At 62.7% G+C, this 20213-nt stretch carries 11 protein-coding genes, 1 tRNA gene and 2 rRNA genes; all 14 read right to left on the bottom strand.

Annotated features, from left to right (window positions below):
- Nucleotides 1-183: 183 nt before the first annotated feature.
- On the bottom strand, nucleotides 184-1014 hold the full coding sequence (gene cobA, locus H4W01_RS00430; RefSeq protein ID WP_209609383.1) for a uroporphyrinogen-III C-methyltransferase: 831 nt from the start codon (nucleotides 1012-1014) through the stop codon (nucleotides 184-186).
- Nucleotides 1001-3583, bottom strand: a complete 2583-nt coding sequence (locus H4W01_RS00425; RefSeq protein ID WP_209609381.1) for a molybdopterin-dependent oxidoreductase — start codon at nucleotides 3581-3583, stop codon at nucleotides 1001-1003. The genes cobA and H4W01_RS00425 overlap by 14 nt, the downstream gene beginning before the upstream one ends.
- Nucleotides 3580-3924 carry a nitrite reductase small subunit NirD gene (gene nirD, locus H4W01_RS00420; RefSeq protein ID WP_209609379.1) on the bottom strand — a complete coding sequence of 115 codons (345 nt, stop codon included), beginning with the start codon at nucleotides 3922-3924 and terminating at the stop codon, nucleotides 3580-3582. Before nirD ends, H4W01_RS00425 begins: the two co-directional genes overlap by 4 nt.
- On the bottom strand, nucleotides 3921-6389 hold the full coding sequence (nirB, locus tag H4W01_RS00415; protein ID WP_209609377.1) for a nitrite reductase large subunit NirB: 2469 nt from the start codon (nucleotides 6387-6389) through the stop codon (nucleotides 3921-3923). The genes nirD and nirB overlap by 4 nt, the downstream gene beginning before the upstream one ends.
- Nucleotides 6386-7603 carry an alginate export family protein gene (locus H4W01_RS00410; RefSeq protein ID WP_209609375.1) on the bottom strand — a complete coding sequence of 406 codons (1218 nt, stop codon included), beginning with the start codon at nucleotides 7601-7603 and terminating at the stop codon, nucleotides 6386-6388. The genes nirB and H4W01_RS00410 overlap by 4 nt, the downstream gene beginning before the upstream one ends.
- Nucleotides 7603-8886, bottom strand: a complete 1284-nt coding sequence (locus H4W01_RS00405) for a nitrate/nitrite transporter (RefSeq protein WP_209609372.1) — start codon at nucleotides 8884-8886, stop codon at nucleotides 7603-7605. The genes H4W01_RS00410 and H4W01_RS00405 overlap by 1 nt, the downstream gene beginning before the upstream one ends.
- Before the next feature lie 184 nt (nucleotides 8887-9070).
- Nucleotides 9071-10285 (bottom strand): ABC transporter substrate-binding protein, encoded by a 1215-nt coding sequence (locus tag H4W01_RS00400; protein ID WP_209609371.1) that lies wholly within the window; start codon nucleotides 10283-10285, stop codon nucleotides 9071-9073.
- Nucleotides 10282-10860, bottom strand: coding sequence for an ANTAR domain-containing response regulator (locus tag H4W01_RS00395; RefSeq protein ID WP_209609369.1), 579 nt, complete (start codon nucleotides 10858-10860; stop codon nucleotides 10282-10284). The genes H4W01_RS00400 and H4W01_RS00395 overlap by 4 nt, the downstream gene beginning before the upstream one ends.
- A 431-nt stretch (nucleotides 10861-11291) precedes the next feature.
- Nucleotides 11292-13304, bottom strand: coding sequence for an FAD/NAD(P)-binding oxidoreductase (locus tag H4W01_RS00390; protein ID WP_209609368.1), 2013 nt, complete (start codon nucleotides 13302-13304; stop codon nucleotides 11292-11294).
- A 281-nt stretch (nucleotides 13305-13585) separates the two neighbouring features.
- Nucleotides 13586-15118, bottom strand: a complete 1533-nt coding sequence (locus H4W01_RS00385) for a YaaC family protein (protein WP_209609366.1) — start codon at nucleotides 15116-15118, stop codon at nucleotides 13586-13588.
- Between the two features lie 355 nt (nucleotides 15119-15473).
- Entirely contained in the window at nucleotides 15474-16703 is a 1230-nt protein-coding gene (locus H4W01_RS00380) for a tyrosine-type recombinase/integrase (RefSeq protein ID WP_209609364.1), read from the bottom strand.
- Nucleotides 16704-16891: 188 nt separating this feature from the next.
- A tRNA-Met gene (locus H4W01_RS00375) sits at nucleotides 16892-16968 on the bottom strand.
- A 93-nt stretch (nucleotides 16969-17061) separates the two neighbouring features.
- Nucleotides 17062-17176 (bottom strand): 5S ribosomal RNA (gene rrf / locus H4W01_RS00370).
- A gap of 158 nt (nucleotides 17177-17334) precedes the next feature.
- A 23S ribosomal RNA gene (locus tag H4W01_RS00365) occupies nucleotides 17335-20126 on the bottom strand.
- Nucleotides 20127-20213: the final 87 nt, after the last annotated feature.

Raw genomic sequence — 20213 nt, 5'->3', positions numbered from 1 at the left:
GCGGTTTCCCCAGATCTTGCTGCTCATTGGACGTCGCCACACGCCAGAGAAGGTCCGGACCTGGGACTTTGCCGCCATTCGCTGCTCGCCCCGCGAACGGCAGCTTCAAACCACACCGGACATCAAAGCTGCATGCAACCCACGGCATGGCAAAGAAATGAGTGACCGCTAGCCATCGAGTGATCAAATCGCTGCTGACGACACTGCGAGCATACCGACGGCGAGAGTGCCGCTGCCGCTAGCCTCGTACGCAGCCCGGACAAGTCTCGGCACGGTTTGGGCGCGCATTGCTTCTCCGACCAAGATTAACGCGGGGCCGGCACCCGAGGCACGATCGATCACCAGCGCCAGCAAATCGAGTCGGGTATGGACGAGACGTTCCGACGGAAGGCTGACATCGCTTGCGATGAGCACCGGGGTGACCGGCGCGAGGCCGTTTGCAATAAGCTGGCTGGCGATATCTGCCGCCGCACCTCGCCCCATGTAAAAGGCTAGGGTCACGGAGGAATCCGAAAGCCCCGCCCAGTCAAGATCCAGCGGCTCGCCAGCACGCGCGTGGGCGGTTACGAAACGCAGTTCACGCGCCGATCCGCGCAGCGTCAGCGACACGCCGGCGCTGGCCGCTGCGGCGCTCGCCGCGGTGATGCCGGGGCAGATCCGCACGCGAAGGCCGTGGCGGGCAAGCGCGTCAATTTCCTCGGTCGAGCGGCCGAAGATCGACGGATCACCGCCCTTCAGCCGCACCACCCGCTCCCCGGCGCGCGCCGCGGCGACCAGCAGTGCGTCGATCGCCGGCTGGGTCTTGGAATGGCGGCCCGAGCGCTTGCCGACCGAGACGCGCCGGACGTGCGGCGGGATCAGGTCGAGCACCCCCGGCCCGACCAGAGCGTCGTAGAAGACAATGCTCGCCGCACCGATCAGCCGCTCGGCCTTGCGCGTGAGCAGATCGGGGTCGCCCGGGCCGGCGCCGACCAGCCAGACGTCGCCGGGTGCGATCAGTTCAGACATGGACACTCTCCTGGACGGACAGTAGTTTCGCGATGGCAGGACGGCACGACCCGCAATTGGTGCCGGCGTTGATCGCCGCGCCGACCGCTTCGACACTCACCAGCCGCTGCCCTTTGATCGCACCGAGCAGCGTGTTGAGTCCGACGTCGAAACACACGCAGACGATTGGCCCGCGATCGGGCACCGGCGTAGCCGGGCGCCCGGCAAGCACTTCGAACGACGACGCATCGTGCACGCCAAGTTGATCGAGCAACCAGTCGCGTGGCGGCAGGCCGGCGCTGCGCGAGACGAACAACGCCGCCTGCAACTGTCCCTCCGCCATCACCGCCGAGCGCACCACGCCCCGGCGCGCATCGATCATCTCGGCGCGCTCGCCCGTGGGTATCAGCGCGGTCATCGCCGCTGGATCGCCTTCGCCCGCCAGTTCGACCAGCCAACCGTGCGCGGTGCGGATTCGTGTCCAATATGCGCAATCCGGGATGCCCGGCCGCTCGCGCGAGACGAGGAAGCCGGTCCAGTCGGGCTTGTATGATCCGGCGCGTGCGGGGGTGTTCTTGAAGCCGGGCTGGCCCGAGATCGGATCACGATCCTGTCCCGGCAGCAGCCCCGCGCGGCCGCCGGCGCTGGTCTGGTCGGTCCAGTGGATCGGCACGAACAGTTCGCGGCGGCGCTGCTCAGGCGTGATCGACACGCGAAAGATGCTCGCGCCGTTCGGCGTCTCGACCCGGGCGAGCGCTCCGTCGGCTAGGCCGAGACGTTGCGCGGTATCGGGATGGACCTCGACCAGCGGCTCGCGGCGGTGCTGCGACAGCTTGGGCGACAGCCCGGTGCGCGTCATCGTATGCCACTGGTCGCGGTAGCGGCCGGTGTTGAGCCGCAAGGGATAGGCGCGGCTGGCATCGTCGCGCGGGTTGTGGACGACGGGAACGAGCCGCGCCTTGCCGTCGGGGGTCGGGAAAGCGCGCCCGGCGAAAGGCGAGGCGCCGCCCCATTGGAACGGTGCCATGCCGGCATAGTCGGCGTCGGAGATCGCCGCCTGGCCGGAAATGTCGAGCAGCCGCGCGCCATCATTCTCGAACCCGGTCTGCGCGGCAAATTCGCGGAAGACGCTCGCGGCGCTCGGAAAATCGAAGCCGGCAAAGCCCATGCGCCGCGCAACCTCGGCGATTTGCCACCAGTCGGCGCGCGCCTCGCCCGGATCGGGCAGGAACGCGCGCTGGCGCGACACGCGGCGCTCGGAATTGGTAACCGTACCGTCCTTCTCGCCCCAGCCGAGCGCGGGAAGCTTCACCTGCGCAAAGCGCAGCGTATCGGTCTCGGTGATGCAGTCCGACACGACGACGAACGGGCAGTTGGCGAGCGCAACGCGCGCCATGCGCGCATCGGGCATCGACACAGCGGGGTTGGTCGCCATGATCCACACCGCCTTGATCTTGCCTTGGGCCATCGCCTCGAACATGTCGACCGCCTTCAGACCGGGACCGGGGCAAATCGTCGGCGAGTGCCAGAAGCGTTGCGCGCGGTCGCGCTCGGCATCCGAGAATCCCATATGCGCGGCGAGCGTCGAGGCGAGTCCGCCGACCTCGCGACCGCCCATCGCATTGGGCTGGCCGGTGATGCTGAACGGCCCCGCGCCGGGTTTCCCGATACGGCCGGTGGCGAGATGAAGGTTGATGATCGCGTTCGCCTTGTCGGTCCCGCTGGTCGACTGGTTCACGCCCTGGCTGAACAGAGTGATCGTGCGCGGGTGATCCGCGAACAGATCGTAGAACGCCTGCAGGTCGGCGGGGGTGATGTCGCAGACTCGCGCGACATCTGGCTTCGGCAGCGACTTCCAGAAGCCGTCGGGAACGTGCACGCGCTCCGCCAGCGCCTTGCCGTCGAGCCGCCAGCTCGAACGCATGTGTGCGAGCAGTCCGGTGAACAGTGCGACGTCGCTATCGGGGGCGATCGCGAGATGGAGGTCGGCGCGCTCGGCGGTCTCGGTGCGGCGCGGGTCGATCACCACGAGTTTGGTGCCGCGCGCCGCCCGCGCCGCCTCAATCCGCTGCCAGATCACGGGATGGCACCAGGCGGTGTTCGATCCGACCAGCACGATCAGATCGGCGGCATCGAGATCATCATAGCTGCACGGCACGACATCCTCGCCGAACGCGCGGACATGCGCCGCCACCGCGCTCGCCATGCACAGGCGCGAATTGGTGTCGATATTGGCGGTACCGATGAAGCCCTTCATCAGCTTGTTGGCGACGTAATAATCCTCGGTCAGCATCTGGCCCGAGGCGTAGAACGCCACGCTATCGGGGCCATATTCGGCGATCGTCGCGGCGAAGCGCTGCGCGACGTGGTCCAGCGCATCGTCCCAGCTGGCCTGGCGGGTGCCGATCATCGGGTGGAGCAAGCGGCCTTCGAGGCCGATCGTCTCGCCGAGATGCGTGCCTTTGGAGCACAGCTTGCCGAAATTCGCCGGATGGGCCGGGTCGCCCGCGATCGTCGCAGAGCGTGCGCCGGTGGGCGTGGCGAGCACGCCGCAACCGACGCCGCAATAGGCGCAAGTGGTCTTGACCGTGGTCAAGCCACGCCTTCCAGCGCGGCTGCGCGGCCGATCAGGATGCGGCCGCCGTCGATCTTGACCGGGATCACCGGCACGCAGCCCTTGTCCTCGCCCAGCGCCTCGCCCGTCACCAGCGAGATTCGCCAGTTATGCAACGGGCAGGTCACCGTGGTGTCGTGGACGATTCCCTGGCTGAGCGGCCCCTGCTTGTGCGGACACTGGTTGGCGAGCGCATAGACCTCGCCCGTGGCGGTGTGGAAGATCGCAATCTCGCGCCCGCCACGCACTGGCAGCGTCCGCGCACCGAGCGCGGGAAGCTGGTCGACCGGACCGATGTCCAGCCATTCGCCGACCGCGCTCACGCGGCCACCAGCGAAGGCGTCGCGAGAGGGCGGATTTCGGCGAGATGCTGGTGGAGTTTGTAGTCGTCGCCCGCCGCGCGCTTCGCCCACGGGTCGTCCTGCATGAAGCGCTGCGAATGGTGGAAGCGGGCAGTCAGCGCCACGCGGCCCTCCACATCCTCGACGATGCGCTGCTTGATATAGTCGAGCCCGACGCGCTCGACCCACGGCGCGGTGCGGTCGAGATAGCGTGCTTCCTCACGGTAGAGCTGGATGAACGCCGCGCAATAATCGAGCGCCTCTTGCTCGGTCGCAACCTTGCACAGGAAATCGGTGCCGCGCAGCTTGATCCCGCCATTGCCGCCGATCGACAGTTCGTATCCGCTGTCGACGCAGATCACGCCGAAATCCTTGATCGTCGCCTCGGCGCAATTGCGCGGACAGCCCGACACCGCGATCTTGAACTTGTGCGGCATGAAGCTGCCCCAGGTCATCTGCTCGGTCTTGATCCCGAGACCGGTCGAATCCTGCGTCCCGAAGCGGCACCATTCGGATCCGACGCAGGTCTTCACGGTGCGCAGCGCCTTGGCATAGGCATGGCCGCTGACCATTCCGGCCGCGTTGAGATCAGCCCACACCGCGGGCAAATCCTCCTTCTTGATCCCGAAGATGTCGAGCCGCTGGCCGCCGGTCACCTTGACCATCCGCGCCTCGTATTTCTCGGCGACGTCGGCGATCGCGCGGAGTTCCTTGGGGTTGGTGACCCCGCCCCACATCCGCGGGACGACCGAATAGGTGCCGTCCTTCTGGATGTTGGCGTGCATCCGTTCATTGACGAAGCGCGACTGGTTGTCGTCGACGAACTCGCCTGGCCACGCACACAGCAGATAGTAATTGAGCGCGGGGCGGCATGACGAGCAGCCGTCGGGGGTCGTCCAGTGCAGCGCCTGCATCACCTGCGGGATCGCCTTGAGCTCTTTCTCGAGGATCAGTCGACGGACGTCTTCATGCGTGAAACTGGTGCATTTACACACGGTCGGCGCGGCCCGCTCGCCGTCGAACGCGTCGCCCAAGGTGACCGCGAGCAGCCCTTCGACCAGATTGGTGCACGACCCGCACGAGGCCGAGGCCTTGGTACAGGCGCGCACTGCATCGAGGGTGCAGGCACCGTCCACAATCGCGCTGACCACCTTGCCCTTGCTGACGCCGTTGCAGCCGCAGATCTCGGCGTCGTCCGCCAAAGCCGCGACTGCCGCATTAGGGTTTGCCGATGCCGCTCCTCCGCTGGCAAACGCCTGGCCGAAGATTAGCGCGTCACGGATTTCGGCGACGTCCTGCTGCTTCCTGAGCAGGTCGAAATACCAGTTTCCGTCCTGCGTATCGCCATAGAGCACCGCGCCGATGACGCGGTCGTCTTTGACCACGACGCGCTTGTAGATGCCGCGCGCCGCATCGCGCATGACGATGTCCTCGCACCCTTCGCCGCCCGAGAAATCGCCCGCCGAGAAGACGTCGATCCCCGAGACCTTCAATTTGGTCGAGGTAACCGAGCCGGTATAGCCCGAGGGCGTCGCCACGAGTCCGTCGGCAAGGCTGCGGCACATCTCCCACAGCGGCGCGACGAGGCCATAGACGAGCCCATTATGCTCGACGCACTCGCCGACCGCGAGAATGTTGGCGTCCGAGGTGACGAGATGATCGTCGACATGAATGCCGCGCCCGATCGCCAGCCCGGCGGCACGTGCGAGCTTGACGTTGGGACGGATGCCGACCGCCATTACCACCAGCGATGCGGGGATGTCGCGTCCGTCCTTGAGGCGCACACCCTCGACCTTGCCCTGACCGTAGATTTCGGAGGTGTCGGCACCGGTCAGGATCGTCTGGCCGCGCGCCTCGAGCGCTTCCTTGAGCAGCCACCCGGCCGCTTCGTCGAGTTGGCGCTCCATCAGCGTCGGCATGATATGAAGCACGGTGACCTTCATACCGCGCAGCGACAGGCCATGCGCGGCCTCGAGCCCGAGGAGCCCGCCACCGATCACCACCGCGTCTCCGCCGGCATCCGCCGCGCGCAGCATAGCGCCGACATCGTCCATGTCGCGAAAGGTGACGACGCCTTGCAGGTCATGCCCTGGCACCGGAATGATGAACGGGTCCGAACCGGTCGCGAGGATCAGCTTGTCATAGGCTTCGACCCGGCCCGAGCGCGCGGTGACGGTCTGGATCTTGCGGTCGATAGCGACGACGGGGTCGCTTGCCACCAGTTCGATCGCATTGTCGGCATACCAGGCGAGATCGTTGATCACGATGTCATCGAACGCCTTGTCGCCGGCGAGCAGCGGCGAGAGCATGATGCGGTTGTAGTTCACATGCGGCTCGGCGCCGAAGATCGTGATGCGATAGCGGTCCGCATCGCGCGCGAGGATTTCCTCGACTGCGCGGCAGCCTGCCATGCCGTTGCCGATAACGATAAGATGCGGTTTGGTCATGAAAAGGCCCAATCCAGCGAGAGCCAGAGTTTCCTGGTGTCGGTCGCGAAGCGATCGGCGCGATAGTCGGCATATTTGAGGAGCGCGGTGTATTTGCCCTTCTTGACGCTGAGCTGCGCGTCGACCTCATTGCCATAATGCTGGCCGAGCCGGTCGCTGTCGAAGCGATGGTAGCTCGCGATCAGGCCGATCGCGTCTAGCCCGGCGACCTTCTTCCAGCCATAGCCGACCGAGCCATACGCATCGCGCAGACCGTTGGGCGGGGTGACGAGGAACTTGTCGGCCCAGCCGTTGAACTTGTGGAGCGTGGCGAGCGGGGTCTGGAAGCTGGTGACCGCAACACCCTTGTCCGCGCCGAGCACTTCATACCCGCCGGTTAGCGACAGCGCCCTGACGGCGATGCCGAGTTCGCCGGCATAATAGTCTGCATGATAGCGGTTGGGGTTGCGGTGATAGTCGCGCTGCGACGCAAAGCTCGCGAGGTAGCTCAGCTTGACCGTCTTGCTGAGCGGATAGGCACCGACGAAACGGCCCCCATAGCTCTGGCTCGAATTGACCAACACCTGCCGCTGGTCCTGATCGACCAGATAGGCAAAGCCCGTCAGCGTACCGATGCTGCTCTTGTAAGCCAGATTGGCAAAGACGTTGTCGCCGCCGATCTCGCCCAACCGCGCCGGACCAAAGCGATTGCCGCCGTCGATGCCCCAGATTGTGCGGACGTTGTTCGCATAGGTGACATCGGCCTTGAGGTTCTTGATCGCCGCCCATTCGACGCGCACCGCATCGAAGGTCTGCTCATTGTCGCGCCACGCGACCGCGCCGACGAAGCGCTGGTCGTCGAGATTGATCGCCTGCCGCCCGACGGTGACGACGGTCTGCTTGAGCCCGCGATATTGCAACTGCAGCCGGTTGAGCTCGACATTTTGCGGATCGGGCACGATCGGGTAAGCGGTCTTGCCGTTGACCCCGCTATTGTATGCCGGGTTGATCGCCAGCGTTGCCTCGGTTTCGGCTAGAAAGCTGAAATCGCTGAGCTTCGCCTCAAACCCGCTGCGGAGCCTGAGCGTGACCGCGTCGGCATCCTTGGCGAGCGGTGCCTGCTCGACATGTTCGTAGCGCAGCCGCGCATCGATCAGCGGGGTAAGTTCGAGCGGGTCGGCGAGGGCCGGTGTCGCCACCAGCCCTCCCAGTGCGAGGAGCGACAGCGCGCGCATCAGATCCGCGCTCCGTTCGCCGCGGTCCAGCTGCCGCGCCAGTGGCTTTTGACCTTGAGGATCCCGAGCAAGGCGACGACCGCGAGCCCGGCGAAGATCAGGAAGCCGGGCGAGGTGCTGCCGGTCCATTGCTTGGCAAAGCCAAGCGAGGAAGCGAGGTAAAAGCCGCCGATCCCGCCGCCAAAGCCGACCAGCCCGGTCATCACGCCGATTTCGCTGCGGAAGCGCTGCGGCACGAGCTGGAACACCGCGCCGTTGCCGAAGCCGAGCGTCGCCATCACCAGCAGGAACAGCCCGAGCGAGACGGCCAGCGAAGCCGGCGCGGTGCTGATCGCGACGAGCGTGAGCGCCGCCAGCAGATAGACCGCGGTCAGCGTGCTGATCCCGCCGATCTTGTCCGCTACCGCGCCGCCGATCGGCCGCACTAGCGATCCTGTGAAGACGCATGCCGCGGTGCAATAGCCCGCCATCACTGGGGTCAGTGCGAACCGGTCGGTGAAATAGACCGGCAGGCTGGCGGCAAGCCCGACGAACCCGCCAAAGGTGACGCCGTAGAACAGCATGAACCACCAGGTGTCGGCTTCCTTGAGCACCGACAGATAGGCGGTGAACGGCTTGGGCGCGGGCTGGCTCGGCGAATCCTTCGCCATCACCATGTAGAGCACGAACACGATCGCCAGTGGGATCACCGCGAGCCCCAGCACCGCGTTCCACCCGAACGCCTTGGCTAGCAGCGGCGCGAACAATGAGGCGAGTACGGTGCCCGAATTGCCCATGCCGGCGATGCCCATTGCCTTGCCCTGATGCTCGGCCGGATACCAGCGCGAGGCCAATGGCAGCGCGACCGCAAAGCTTGCACCAGCAAAACCGAGCACGACGCCCAGCGCGAGTGTGCCCGCGAAGCTGTTGACCCCGAACAGCCAGCCGATCGACAGGCCAACGATGACGATGATCTGCGCGATCGCACCGGTCTTCTTCGGTCCGATCTTGTCGACCAGCAGCCCGTTGACGAGCCGCAGCACCGCGCCGGCGAGCGTCGGCACGGCGACCATCAGCCCCTTCTCGGCGGGCGACAGCGATAGCTCCTTGGCGATGATCGGCGCGAGCGGACCGAGCAGCACCCACACCATGAAGGCGAGATCAAAATAGAGGAAGGCAGCGATCAGCGTCGGGCGGTGCCCGCTCTGCCAGAAGCCGGTGCCGCCCGCTACGCTGGGCTTGGCCTTGGGTCGCGCGCTGGTCCCCACCAGCCCCGCGTCAAACTCTGTCTGCAGTTGCGCCATCGTCCCGATTCCCCTCGAGCAAACGCAAAAAAGCCGCCGCGGCGCTCGATCATGCGAGACGCGACGGCGACTTTGCCAGATTTTTGGTGATGCCGAAGATGCTACCCCGTTGCAGCGTCTCGGCGATGACCGAAAGCTGCCTCGATTTGCGCCGCAACGCAACAATTTTTTGCAGCGCGGTGGTCTATGCTTCGAATCCGCCCAGATAGCCCGTTAGGTCAGCCGGATCGAAGCTTCGCGCATCGAAGAATCGGTCGGCACCCAGAATCAAGCGCCCCTGCGTGGTGCCGACGCCAAGCGCTTCGACGATGCCACCCTCAAGCTTCGAGCTTGCCCCCGGCAGAGGCACGCCCAGCGGCCGCAGCGCGGCGCGATAAACGTCGGGACGGAAAACGCGTTGCGCCGCATCATAATCGGTCGGGTTCGGGGTCGCGTGATGCGCGATGCACATCTGTGCATAGAGCCACGCCGCCTGGCTGACCCAGGGGAAATTGGCCGCCTCGCGATGCTGGAACATGAAGTCGGGCACGTCGATGGGCGCAGCGCCCTGCGCGAAGACGATGCGGTCCGAAATGGCATGGCCGATCAGCGTCGCTGACCCGTCGAGATAGTCGGGGCCGGCCAGGATCGCGGCAATCTCCTCGCGCCGCGCCGGATCGACGAAAGCAACGCCAGCCCGGTACAGCGCGCGCAGCAGCCGATGCGTGAGCTCGGGATGCTCCTCCATCCGCGCGGTGCGCATCGCCAGCACTTTCTCGACGCCGCGCAGCCAGATTTGCGAGGTTACCGCGACGATCACCCCGACACCGCGGTCGACCGCGACGCTGTTCCACGGCTCGCCAACGCAGATCCCGTCGATTTCGCCTGCAGCGAGCGCGTCCGCAGCAAAGGGCGGCGCGACGGTGACGATCGAGACGTCGCGATCGGGGTCGATCCCGCAACCGATCAGCCAATAGCGCAGCATGTAATTGTGGCTCGAATAGCGGTGCACGACACCGAAGCGCAGCGGCGCTCCACGCTCCCGCGCCGCGCGCGCAACCTCGGCCAGCCGCGCGCCGATCGCCGCAACATCGCCCGGCGCGCCGACTGCCGTAATCTGCGCCGCAAGATCGGGCCGCAGCGTGATCGCATTGCCGTTGAGCCCCAGCACGAACGGCACCGACAGCGGCGTCGCCGGCCGCCCCAGCCCTAGCGTCGTGGCAATCGCCAGCGGCGCCAGCAGATGCGCGGCATCGCTATGGCCATAAAGCAGCCGGTCGTTGACCGTCGCCCAGCTCATGTCGCGCACGAGCTCGAGCGCGATCCCCTCGGCCTCGGCAAAGCCAAGCTCGCGCGCGAGAATCGGCAAGGCGGCGTCGACCAGCGGCAGGAAACCGATGCGGAACGGCGTGGTCGTCATAGGTCCCCCATCAGCCGGTTGGCAGTGACGATCGCGTCTGCGACATCACCGATCCGCCGCCCGCTATCCATCGCCGCCTTGCGCAGCGCGGCATAAGCCGCCGGCTCGTCAATCCCACGCTTCTTCATCAGCAGCGCTTTGGCCTCGTCGATCGCTTTGCGCTCCGCGAGCGCGCTGCGCGCCTCGTCGAGTTCGGTGCGCAGCCGCGAAAAAGCCCGGAATCGCCGGATCGCGAGTTCGAGGATCGGACGGATCCGCTCCTTCTTCAGCCCGTCGACCACATAGGCCGACACGCCCGCATCGATCGCCGCCTCGATCCCGGCGACGTCGCTCTGGTCGACAAACATCGCGACCGGCCGCGCCATGGCCTTCGACAAGGCGAACGATTCCTCGAGCTCGTCGCGGTGCGGATTCGCCAGGTTGATCAGCACGACGTCGGGCGACAACGACTCGAGCCGTGCGGCTATGCCGCGGCGATCGACGAAGATCGTGACATCGCTGAGGCCAGCATCGCGCAGACCTTCCTCGATCACGGCTGCGCGCGCAGCACTTTCATCGACAATCGCAATTCTCAAATGCGTGCCCTCCGCCAGCGTCCATAGACCGAGGTTCCGACAGACCAAAGCTGATTGAGCGGATGATCCGGCAGTACCGTGAGCGCTTACTACGACAGCTTCTGGGACTTCAAATATGACATGGGAGCGGCGATACCGGGCGGACTGCCGACCGGCCGCTCCGCGCAGCCCGATCGGCAGCTTCCGTCAGCACCAGACGTTGACCGAAGCTGATTTGAATGACCGGCTCTGGTCGACTGCTGCCGGCCGTTCGTGGGACGAAGCCGTCATTCGCATGTGACGGGTCGAAGGGCTTGTTCCTCCATAAGCTGACGTTCAACGCTCAACCCGACCGGCATCGTAGACTGTCTAAAACCAGGCCATCTGCACGGCGGGTGGTTGCGGACCCACTTGGTCGCAATTGGCACGCTGCCGCGGGCAGCGCGAACTTCTTAGAGTATCGCGCGCTGCGTCAGTGCATCCGTCCCGTAGGTCGGGCGCTTGCCGCTGCGCAGATGAGCGACGAGCGCCGCCTGAGGGTCGGCCGGCAGGCCGGCGGCCGCGGGAACGGCGTCCGCTCCGTAGACAAGTCTCTGGATATAATGGCGCTTGGAGATGTCCAAGCCGGACGATTGCACTGGCACGAGCGCGTCAAGCCCGGCGAGCAGACTTTCCCGCACCGGGAACCAGTACTTCCCCTTGCCGTCCCGAGGATCGATCGCAGTGTAGTGCGGGGTGGTCAGCAGGACGTCGCCGGCGAGCGTGTCGCGCCGCGCCGCGGTCGTAACAGCAACGCCACCGCCTGCGCCGTAACGGGTCAACAGCCGGTCGAAGCCGCGCCGGTTGCCGTCCGCAAATCCTGCGACGAGACGACGTCCGAAGCTGAAAGTCATCCAGGTGAAGATGCTGCGCAGACGGCTTACAACAGGAACGCTCATTAGCGTCCGCCCGTAGCGGCGCGCCAGTTGGTCGCCGCAGGCACATGGGCCGTCAGTCGCTGATTTAGTCTTTCCGGATCGCCGGTCGGGCCGCAATGCGACCGATGTGATCGCGCCCTGAAGGTAGCGCACGTTCGGGAAACTCATCAGGATGCGCATCACCCAGACGTTGTACGGCGAAAGCTGGCGCGTGTAGGGTGTCGGCGTCAATCCGTTGAGAGTCAGGGTCACTCCCTTTCGCTCAAGCGCGTGGATTTGTGGCATGTTGGAAGGCAGATCGATGTTGCCGATCTCCTGCTCCAGCCTGCGGCTGATCCAATTCTCGATCACCGGCCGGGCCGCGTCACGCACGTAGAACTGGCGGTCGCGGGGAAGCTCCTTCGCGAAATCCTCAAGTTCCTCGTATGTCAGATCGGCGACCCGTCGGCCTGGAAAGGCCGTTTCGAGATCACCTATTAGCGCCTTGCCGATTGCCTCGAAGATTGGCCTGATGTGCGGTTCGCTGTCGAGCGGCCAAACCGGATCGGGATTCGCCCTAAGGTGGTAGCTGATGTCCAGCCACCAGCAGACCTCTGAGACGAGCGGATCGTCGAAGTCAGTGTTAGGTTCGGCCTGAAGAATGTCAGGTAGCCGGGCGCGGTCGACCAGTTGGTCCAAAACCAGACCGAAGCTCTGATAAGGCGGCCAGAACGCCTCCACCTCCTCGTGCTTGAAGTCCCGTAGCGCGTAGTGCAGCGCCTCGATCACGCCACTGTCGCCGCATCCTGAGATGAGCACCTCGGCCGGCGCACCGACGTGGTCGTAGATCAGACGGTGGCCGGACTCCCAGTAGCTGAAGTCGATCAGGCCGTGCGGGTTCGCCTCCTCGCCGAAGCCGGTGGCGTCGATGACCAAGTCCACCGTGATCGGCACACGCACCGACGTCGCGGGATTCCACGCGATCTCGACGGCTGTGGCGTGCGGCTTCAGGTTCTCCCGGCCGACGGGCGTGTTGCAGACGGTGAAGATCGGTAGCGCCCGGTCGTAGTCTGCGAACTCCCGCAGCCACTGTGCGGCAACCTCGCTCGCCGGCCCCTTGTCCCAAGCGAAGATCGGTGAACGGAATGTCGGGCGCGCGTAGCTCGGGTCGTAATGTTCGCCCAGGCCACGGGAATTTAGCAGCGGCGATAAGTGGCGGTGGCCCTTATCACGGAAACGGGGGAGCAGGTGTGGGCCCTTCTCGAAGATGTAGACGATCGCGCCCGTGGTAAGCGCCAGCGCTACAGCGGCCATCATGCCCGAGAACGATCCGCCGACTACGGCCACGACGTCGCCGGCCCTCACCTTCCCACGGCGCGTCAGCGCCCAGGCGAGGTTGGCGGTCCGCGTCTGCTGATGGACGATCGAGATGTTCTCCGAGGCGAACCCGGTGGCGGACAAGATGCGATTGGATGCTTCCGAGGTTGCCTCCGCGAGCATCGCGTCCGCCAGATCGTCGAGGATGGCGTCGTCGGTCGAGTTGGGCGCTGGGGGAGTGGGTCGCGGCATCGCCAACCGTCATTGCCGACGGACCGGACAAAAAGCCAGCAGCGGCGCTGATTCTTCCTGTCACCCACCCGGCAACAGGTCACAGCTGGAACTTCACCGTAACCTTGGGAGGCGCCGACCGCTTCCGGTGATTAAGCTGTTTGTCGAGAACAACCGAATTATGGGGCGCTTTGCTGCCCGCCGGCTATCAAACCTTCGAATGGCCGGTTCCTGCGAGAGCCGACATTCCCGAATCCGCATCGGAACGGCGCATGATGGTCGTAGCCGGACGTAGGTCGGGCTCAAAAACCACCCGGCTGCTTCGCGTAGATGCGTTGACCCAACACGCTCTCCAGGAACTGCTCTGGCAGGATTCGTTCCACTACCACCAAAAAGGCTTCAATCAAGACGCGGAGATGATCGAGATCGCCCTCTTGCACCCGCCGCCACAATCCGGGGCGATAGCGAACCACGATTGAGAGAGTGTATAGGAGTACAAGGCAATTCGCACGGTACGCCGTAACGCCGGCAAGGACCGGCTTGATGAGTGCTGAGCGCTTGAATGGGCTATTATGAAGATCGAGTGCCTCCCACGCATTCGGTTTGCCGACATGGTCGACCAGCACCCGGAAGTGACGTCCGTCCCCTTTCGAATCCACTTCGCTGATCTCGCTAATGGGACCGGAAAATTCCGCAATATCGCTAAGGCTTAGCCTACCAAACTCATCGACGAGCCGGATGTAGCTGCGGCCGAGTTTGGCCGACGCCAATGCTCCGCCCGCAATGTTGGCCTCCATGTCGCCGCGCGGCTCTAACCAAGCTGCCGCGCCAGGAAAGATGTCGGCGTAAAGGTCGCCTATCTCCGGAATGACCGCGAACAAGCGTTCCGTGGTCGTCCAAGGTGCTTCCGCCATGGCAGAGAGATCTGAATATTGGCGAGGCTTTTTGGCGGGCACATGCGCCATGTCCATGCCCATGGCTCGCATCCATACTGGAAAGAAACCGCTCGAGATGATGCCAACAACAAGATCCTCTAACCCGTCTGCTTGGCCGTCGGCAGTATAAAGGCCGTGCCCCTGCTTCGTGCTCTTCTCAAGGTCGGCGACACTAATCGCGCCGTTTGGCAAAGCAAGCATCTCAGCGAACGCGAACGCCAAGGTGCCATAGTAGAGATTGAGAACGCGCTGGCTGACGTTGCGGTGGTCCGAGGCCTGAAAATAATCACTTGCGTTGCGCAGTGCATAGGCCAACCCGTCTGCCTTTGATTTAATCGTATTGGAATCCAATTCGAGCCCGGCGCGGAGAGCGCGATCCTCGATCAGACGCTTTGCAAGAGTCACACTTTGCAGCTGACGCAGCCGAAGCCAAATCGAATCTATCGGCTGTTCCGATACCAGCATTCGAAACGCACGCCGTGTCACGGGCCTTGACGTGTTCGCCAGTTGCTCGTTGGACGGCGCAAATTTTCCCTGAGTGGTGGCTGCATTCCACCCAAACATCAGAGCCGGAAATGCGTCGATCGGCTCCACTGGTCTGTTGATGCCGCCAGCAAAGGACTCGACCATGTACGGCGCGCCGTTGAAGAAGATATGCTCGACCACCGCCGCTGCTCGCCGATATGAGGCATTGTCCGTGGCCGAGGTATAGAAGACTGCAATCCGGTGACTGGTGCTGGCTCGCTCAGCCGACAGGATCAGATATTCGCCGTGTTCGACTTCCTGATCGATGACTGCGGTCCAGCCGTGCTGTTGCAACGGCTGAATGATCTTACGGTCAACATCACGGCGCAAAATTGCTAAGCGCGGATTCGTCCCAGTGCCCTCTGTGTCGTTCACTTGCCCGTTCGCCATCCCTGAGTGTTGGCATTTTTCGCTCGGGGCGCAAGATCAATCCAGCAACGCGGAGTCCACCGATCACTTTTGCGGACCAACGCGGTCGATACCATTACCGCCGCGCCGCTCGATAGCAAGAAAATGACCGCTTCCGCCAGGGATCCGGACGCCATGTGGTGGCATTGGAATGGCTCAAGTTGGTCGCCAGTTGCCGATCGCCCGGGTTCGCTTAGTGAGCCATATTCGAGCTTTTTTTGCCCAGAACCCGACAGACTATAGCCGGAATAAGTCCGGGTGTTGACTGGGCCTACAAAAGCAGCCCTGTCATGCAAAATCCCGGGAATCCCAAGCATTAACCTTACGCCACCTCAGGCCATATATCGGCGACGCACTCACCGGTCGCGGTAGGCGTCGTAAGCGCGGCGATGAAGCCCCCCCAGTCCGCAAGCATGCGCCGACGTGGCGTGAGATACAGCGCGCTGTTATACGCACCCCTCACCTCGTCCCGCTCGGCATGCGCAAGCGCGAGTTCGATCCAGTCGGGCCGATAGCATTCGGCTTCGTTCGCCCAGGTGGACGCGATACCGCGGAACCCGTGAACGGTCTGACGGCCACGATAGCCCATGCGATAGCAACCATAGATCATGGTGTTCTGCGAGATCGGTTGGCCGAGTTTGTCGCCGGGGAACAAGAACCCGGATCGACTGACAGCGCCTAGCCCCGTCAGAACCGCAATCGCCTGCTTCGAAAGCGGCACGAGATGCTCGCGCTCCATCTTCATCCTGTCGGCGGGCACCCGCCAGAGCGGCTCAGGGCCATCGAGCCCCTCGAACTCGTCCCAGGTTGCGAGCCGGGTTTCGTTGGTGCGCGCCCAGGTGAGCAGCGTGAACATGAGCGCGGCGCGCGTCACGGCGCGACGCTTGGGGTTTTCCTCGCCATCATAGTTTTCGACGGCTCGGACGAGTTCAGGCAGTTCATCCATGCCGATCCGGGCCATGTGCCGCACGCGCGGCTTGGGCTTGAGCAGATCGGAGAGATGCGCGGCCGGATCGACATCGGCCCAACCGTGCGGAATCGCGAACCGGTAGATCTGGCTGACGTGCTGCTTGAGCCGGCGACTGACGTCGAGCGCGCCGCGCGCTTCGACCGTGCGCACCATCGCCAGCACGTCGGCGCTGGTAATCGAGCGCAGATCGCGAGCCCCAAACGCAGGGAATGCGTCGCGTTCGAGCCTGGTCAGCAACCGAGAAGCATGGCCCGGATCGAGAACGGCCTCCCGGTTCTCATGCCAGGCGCGCGCCGCGGCTTCGAACGTCGTGATCGGCGCAAACGCAGCCCGAGCGCCGGGATCCCTGCCCTGCCCAAGCGCAACCTTGGCTTCAGCGCGGCGTAGCCGCGCCTCTGCCAGGCTAAGATCGGGATAGCGGCCAAGCGACAGCAGCTTTTCCTTGCCGTCGAACCGATACTTCATCCGCCAGAGCTTCGAGCCATTGGGCCGGACGAGCAAATACAGGCCTTCGCCGTCGGCGAGTTTATAGTCCTTCTGCCGCTTGGTCGCGTAGCGGACTTCGAGTTCCTTGAGCGCCATCTGGGGGTACTCCGCTGAGGTGTGCGGAGATTACCCCCCAAAATACCCCCAAATGCAAATCGACGTAGTGGCATTCCGGGGGATCTGGTGAGCCGACTTGGTGGCGCGCGACTCGGGCGTAAGCCATAGAAAAAAGGCACAAAAAAACCGCCCCGGGCGGACCTGAGACGGTTTGGTATATGTGAGTTTGGTTGCGGGGACAGGATTTGAACCTGTGACCTTCAGGTTATGAGCCTGACGAGCTACCGGGCTGCTCCACCCCGCGCCAGTTCCGCGGGGCCGCGGAACGAAAGGGTAGGTGACATGTGAATGGGTTCTTGTGGATCAGGGGACCGCTACGCTGCTCACCGGCTTCAATGCCTGGCGACGACCTACTCTTCCATCACTTAAGTGATAGTACCATCGGCGCAGTCAGGTTTCACGGCCGAGTTCGGGATGGGATCGGGTGGGGCACTGACGCTATAGCCACCAAGCAATGGAGCCGGTGAACAGCAAAGGGGTTCTATGATCTTAAAATCGATGCACGCTTTACCTGTGTGATGATGGTGTTTGTTCAATCAGGCGTTGCAATTGATCATCCGCCATCTGCGACATGCTGGTTTTACCCAGGATTGTCATTGATGGTGGGACTCTCAAGCGCGAATAGAGCAATTAGTATCGGTTAGCTCCACGCGTTACCGCGCTTCTACATCCGATCTATCAACGTCATGGTCTCTGACGGCTCTATGAAATCTTATCTCGAGGGAGGCTTCCCGCTTAGATGCTTTCAGCGGTTATCCCGTCCATACATAGCTACCCTGCTGCGCTCTTGGCAGAACGACAGGTACACCAGAGGTATGTTCAACCCGGTCCTCTCGTACTAGGGTCAACTCCTCTCAAATTTCGACGCCCACGGCAGATAGGGACCAAACTGTCTCGCGACGTTCTGAACCCAGCTCACGTACCACTTTAATTGGCGAACAGCCAAACCCTTGGGACCTGCTCCAGCCCCAGGATGTGATGAGCCGACATCGAGGTGCCAAACAACCCCGTCGATATGAGCTCTTGGGGGTTATCAGCCTGTTATCCCCGGCGTACCTTTTATCCGTTGAGCGATGGCCCTTCCACGAGGGACCACCGGATCACTATGACCGACTTTCGTCTCTGCTCGACTTGTCAGTCTCGCAGTCAGGCGGGCTTATGCCATTGCACTCTAACAGACGGTTTCCAACCGTCCTGAGCCCACCATTGCGCGCCTCCGTTACTCTTTAGGAGGCGACCGCCCCAGTCAAACTACCCGCCACAGAGGGTCCCTGATCCAGTTTCATGGATCGAGGTTAGACATCAGAAAACAACAGGGTGGTATTTCACCTATGGCTCCACGTCAGCTGGCGCCAACGCTTCAAAGCCTCCCACCTATGCTACACAGTTCTTTCCTAATGCCACTCTGAAGCTGCAGTAAAGGTGCACGGGGTCTTTCCGTCTAACCGCGGGAACCCCGCATCTTCACGGGGAATTCAATTTCGCTGAGCATGTCCTGGAGACAGTGGGGAAGTCGTTACGCCATTCGTGCAGGTCGGAACTTACCCGACAAGGAATTTCGCTACCTTAGGACCGTTATAGTTACGGCCGCCGTTTACCTGGGCTTCATTTCAGAGCTTGCACCCCTCCACTTAACCTTCAGGCACCGGGCAGGCGTCAGGCCCTATACGTCGTCTTGAAGCCGACTTAGCAGAGCCCTGTGTTTTTGCTAAACAGTCGCTACCCCCTGGCCTGTGCCCCCTCAAAATGCTTGCGCACGATGAGGGCCTCCTTCTTCCGAAGGTACGGAGGCAATTTGCCGAGTTCCTTCAGGACACTTCTCTCAAGCGCCTTGGTATACTCTACCTGACCACCTGTGTCGGTTTCGGGTACGGTCTATACGGTGGGGCTATTTCCTGGAACCTCTTCGAAGCCCTCCCAATCCAATAAGGGAGAACAACACACGAGATCCGTCACACACCACCAGGCCCACGAATATTAACGTGGTTCCCATCGACTACCCCCTTCGGGCTCGTCTTAGGGGCCGGCTCACCCTGCGCGGATTAGCCTTGCGCAGGAACCCTTGGTCTTTCGGCGAAAGGGCATCTCACCCTTTTTATCGCTACTCATGTCTGCATTCGCACTTCCGATACCTCCACGACCCATTACCAGATCGCTTCACAGGCTTACGGAACGCTCCGCTACCGCGTGGCTTACGCCACACCCTAAGCTTCGGTGCATCACTTTAGCCCCGTTACATCTTCGCCGCAGAACCTCTTATTTAGACCAGTGAGCTGTTACGCTTTCTTTAAAGGATGGCTGCTTCTAAGCCAACCTCCTGGTTGTTTTGGAAGTTCCACATGCTTTCCCACTTAGTGATGACTTGGGGACCTTAGCTGTAGGTCAGGGCTGTTTCCCTTTTGACGACGGACCTTAGCACCCGCCGTCTGTCTCCCGAGTAGTACTCGTAGGTATTCGGAGTTTGGTTAGAGTTGGTAGGTCTCGCGACCCCCGCATCCATCCAGTGCTCTACCCCCTACGGTATTCGCTCGAGGCACTACCTCAATAGTTTTCGCGGAGAACCAGCTATTTCCCGGCTTGATTGGCCTTTCACCCCTAAACACAACTCATCCGGTAACTTTTCAACGTTAATCGGTTCGGACCTCCAGTGCGTGTTACCGCACCTTCATCCTGGTCATGCCTAGATCGCCGGGTTTCGGGTCTAATACATCAAACTCTGGCGCCCTATTCAGACTCGCTTTCGCTGCGCCTACACCTAACGGCTTAAGCTTGCTTGATACATTAAGTCACAGACCCATTATGCAAGAGGTACGCTGTCAGGCCTCAAGGACCCTCCAACTGCTTGTAGGCAATCCGTTTCAGGTACTGTTTCACTCCCCTCATCGGGGTGCTTTTCACCTTTCCCTCACGGTACTAGTTCACTATCGGTCGCATACGAGTATTTAGGCTTAGAGGGTGGTCCCCCTATGTTCAGACAGGATTACACGTGTCCCGCCCTACTCAAGTCCTGAATTCTCACTTTCGCATACGGGGCTGTCACCCGCTATGGCACCTCTTTCCAAAGGCTTCTGCTAGTTGAAATTCAGGCACTGGCCTGGTCCGCGTTCGCTCGCCACTACTAACGGAATCTCGGTTGATGTCTTTTCCTCCAGCTACTGAGATGTTTCAGTTCGCCGGGTTCGCTTCACGAAGCCTATGTATTCAGCTATGTGATACCTAGCCCCATTTAGCGTCGTACCGAGTTGCCTCGATACGAAGTTAAACGGGATAGGTGGGTTTCCCCATTCGGAAATCTGCGGGTCAAAGGTTGCTCACACCTCACCGCAGCTTATCGCAGCGTGCCACGTCCTTCATCGCCTGTATGCGCCAAGGCATCCACGAATTGCCCTTACCTCACGCTTGAGAGTCCGCACCACCAATGACAATGCTGGGACAGCCCGAAGGCTGACCAAAACTCGGCAGAGCAGCAAAGTCACAGTATCTTGGTGC

It is taken from the genome of Sphingomonas sp. PL20 (assembly GCF_017875905.1).
Classification (GTDB): Bacteria; Pseudomonadota; Alphaproteobacteria; order Sphingomonadales; family Sphingomonadaceae; genus Sphingomonas; species Sphingomonas echinoides.
The sequence above is the reverse complement of the archived record's forward strand: the minus strand, read 5'-3'. Positions and strand labels throughout refer to the sequence as shown.

Coding starts and splice junctions, on each gene's coding strand:
- H4W01_RS00380 (WP_209609364.1), bottom strand. CDS start 16,703: ATGGCGCTCAAGGAACTCGAAGTCCGCTACGCGACCAAGCGGCAGAAG.
- H4W01_RS00390 (WP_209609368.1), bottom strand. CDS start 13,304: ATGCCGCGACCCACTCCCCCAGCGCCCAACTCGACCGACGACGCCATC.
- H4W01_RS00410 (WP_209609375.1), bottom strand. CDS start 7,603: ATGCGCGCGCTGTCGCTCCTCGCACTGGGAGGGCTGGTGGCGACACCG.
- nirB (WP_209609377.1), bottom strand. CDS start 6,389: ATGACCAAACCGCATCTTATCGTTATCGGCAACGGCATGGCAGGCTGC.
- H4W01_RS00405 (WP_209609372.1), bottom strand. CDS start 8,886: ATGGCGCAACTGCAGACAGAGTTTGACGCGGGGCTGGTGGGGACCAGC.
- H4W01_RS00400 (WP_209609371.1), bottom strand. CDS start 10,285: ATGACGACCACGCCGTTCCGCATCGGTTTCCTGCCGCTGGTCGACGCC.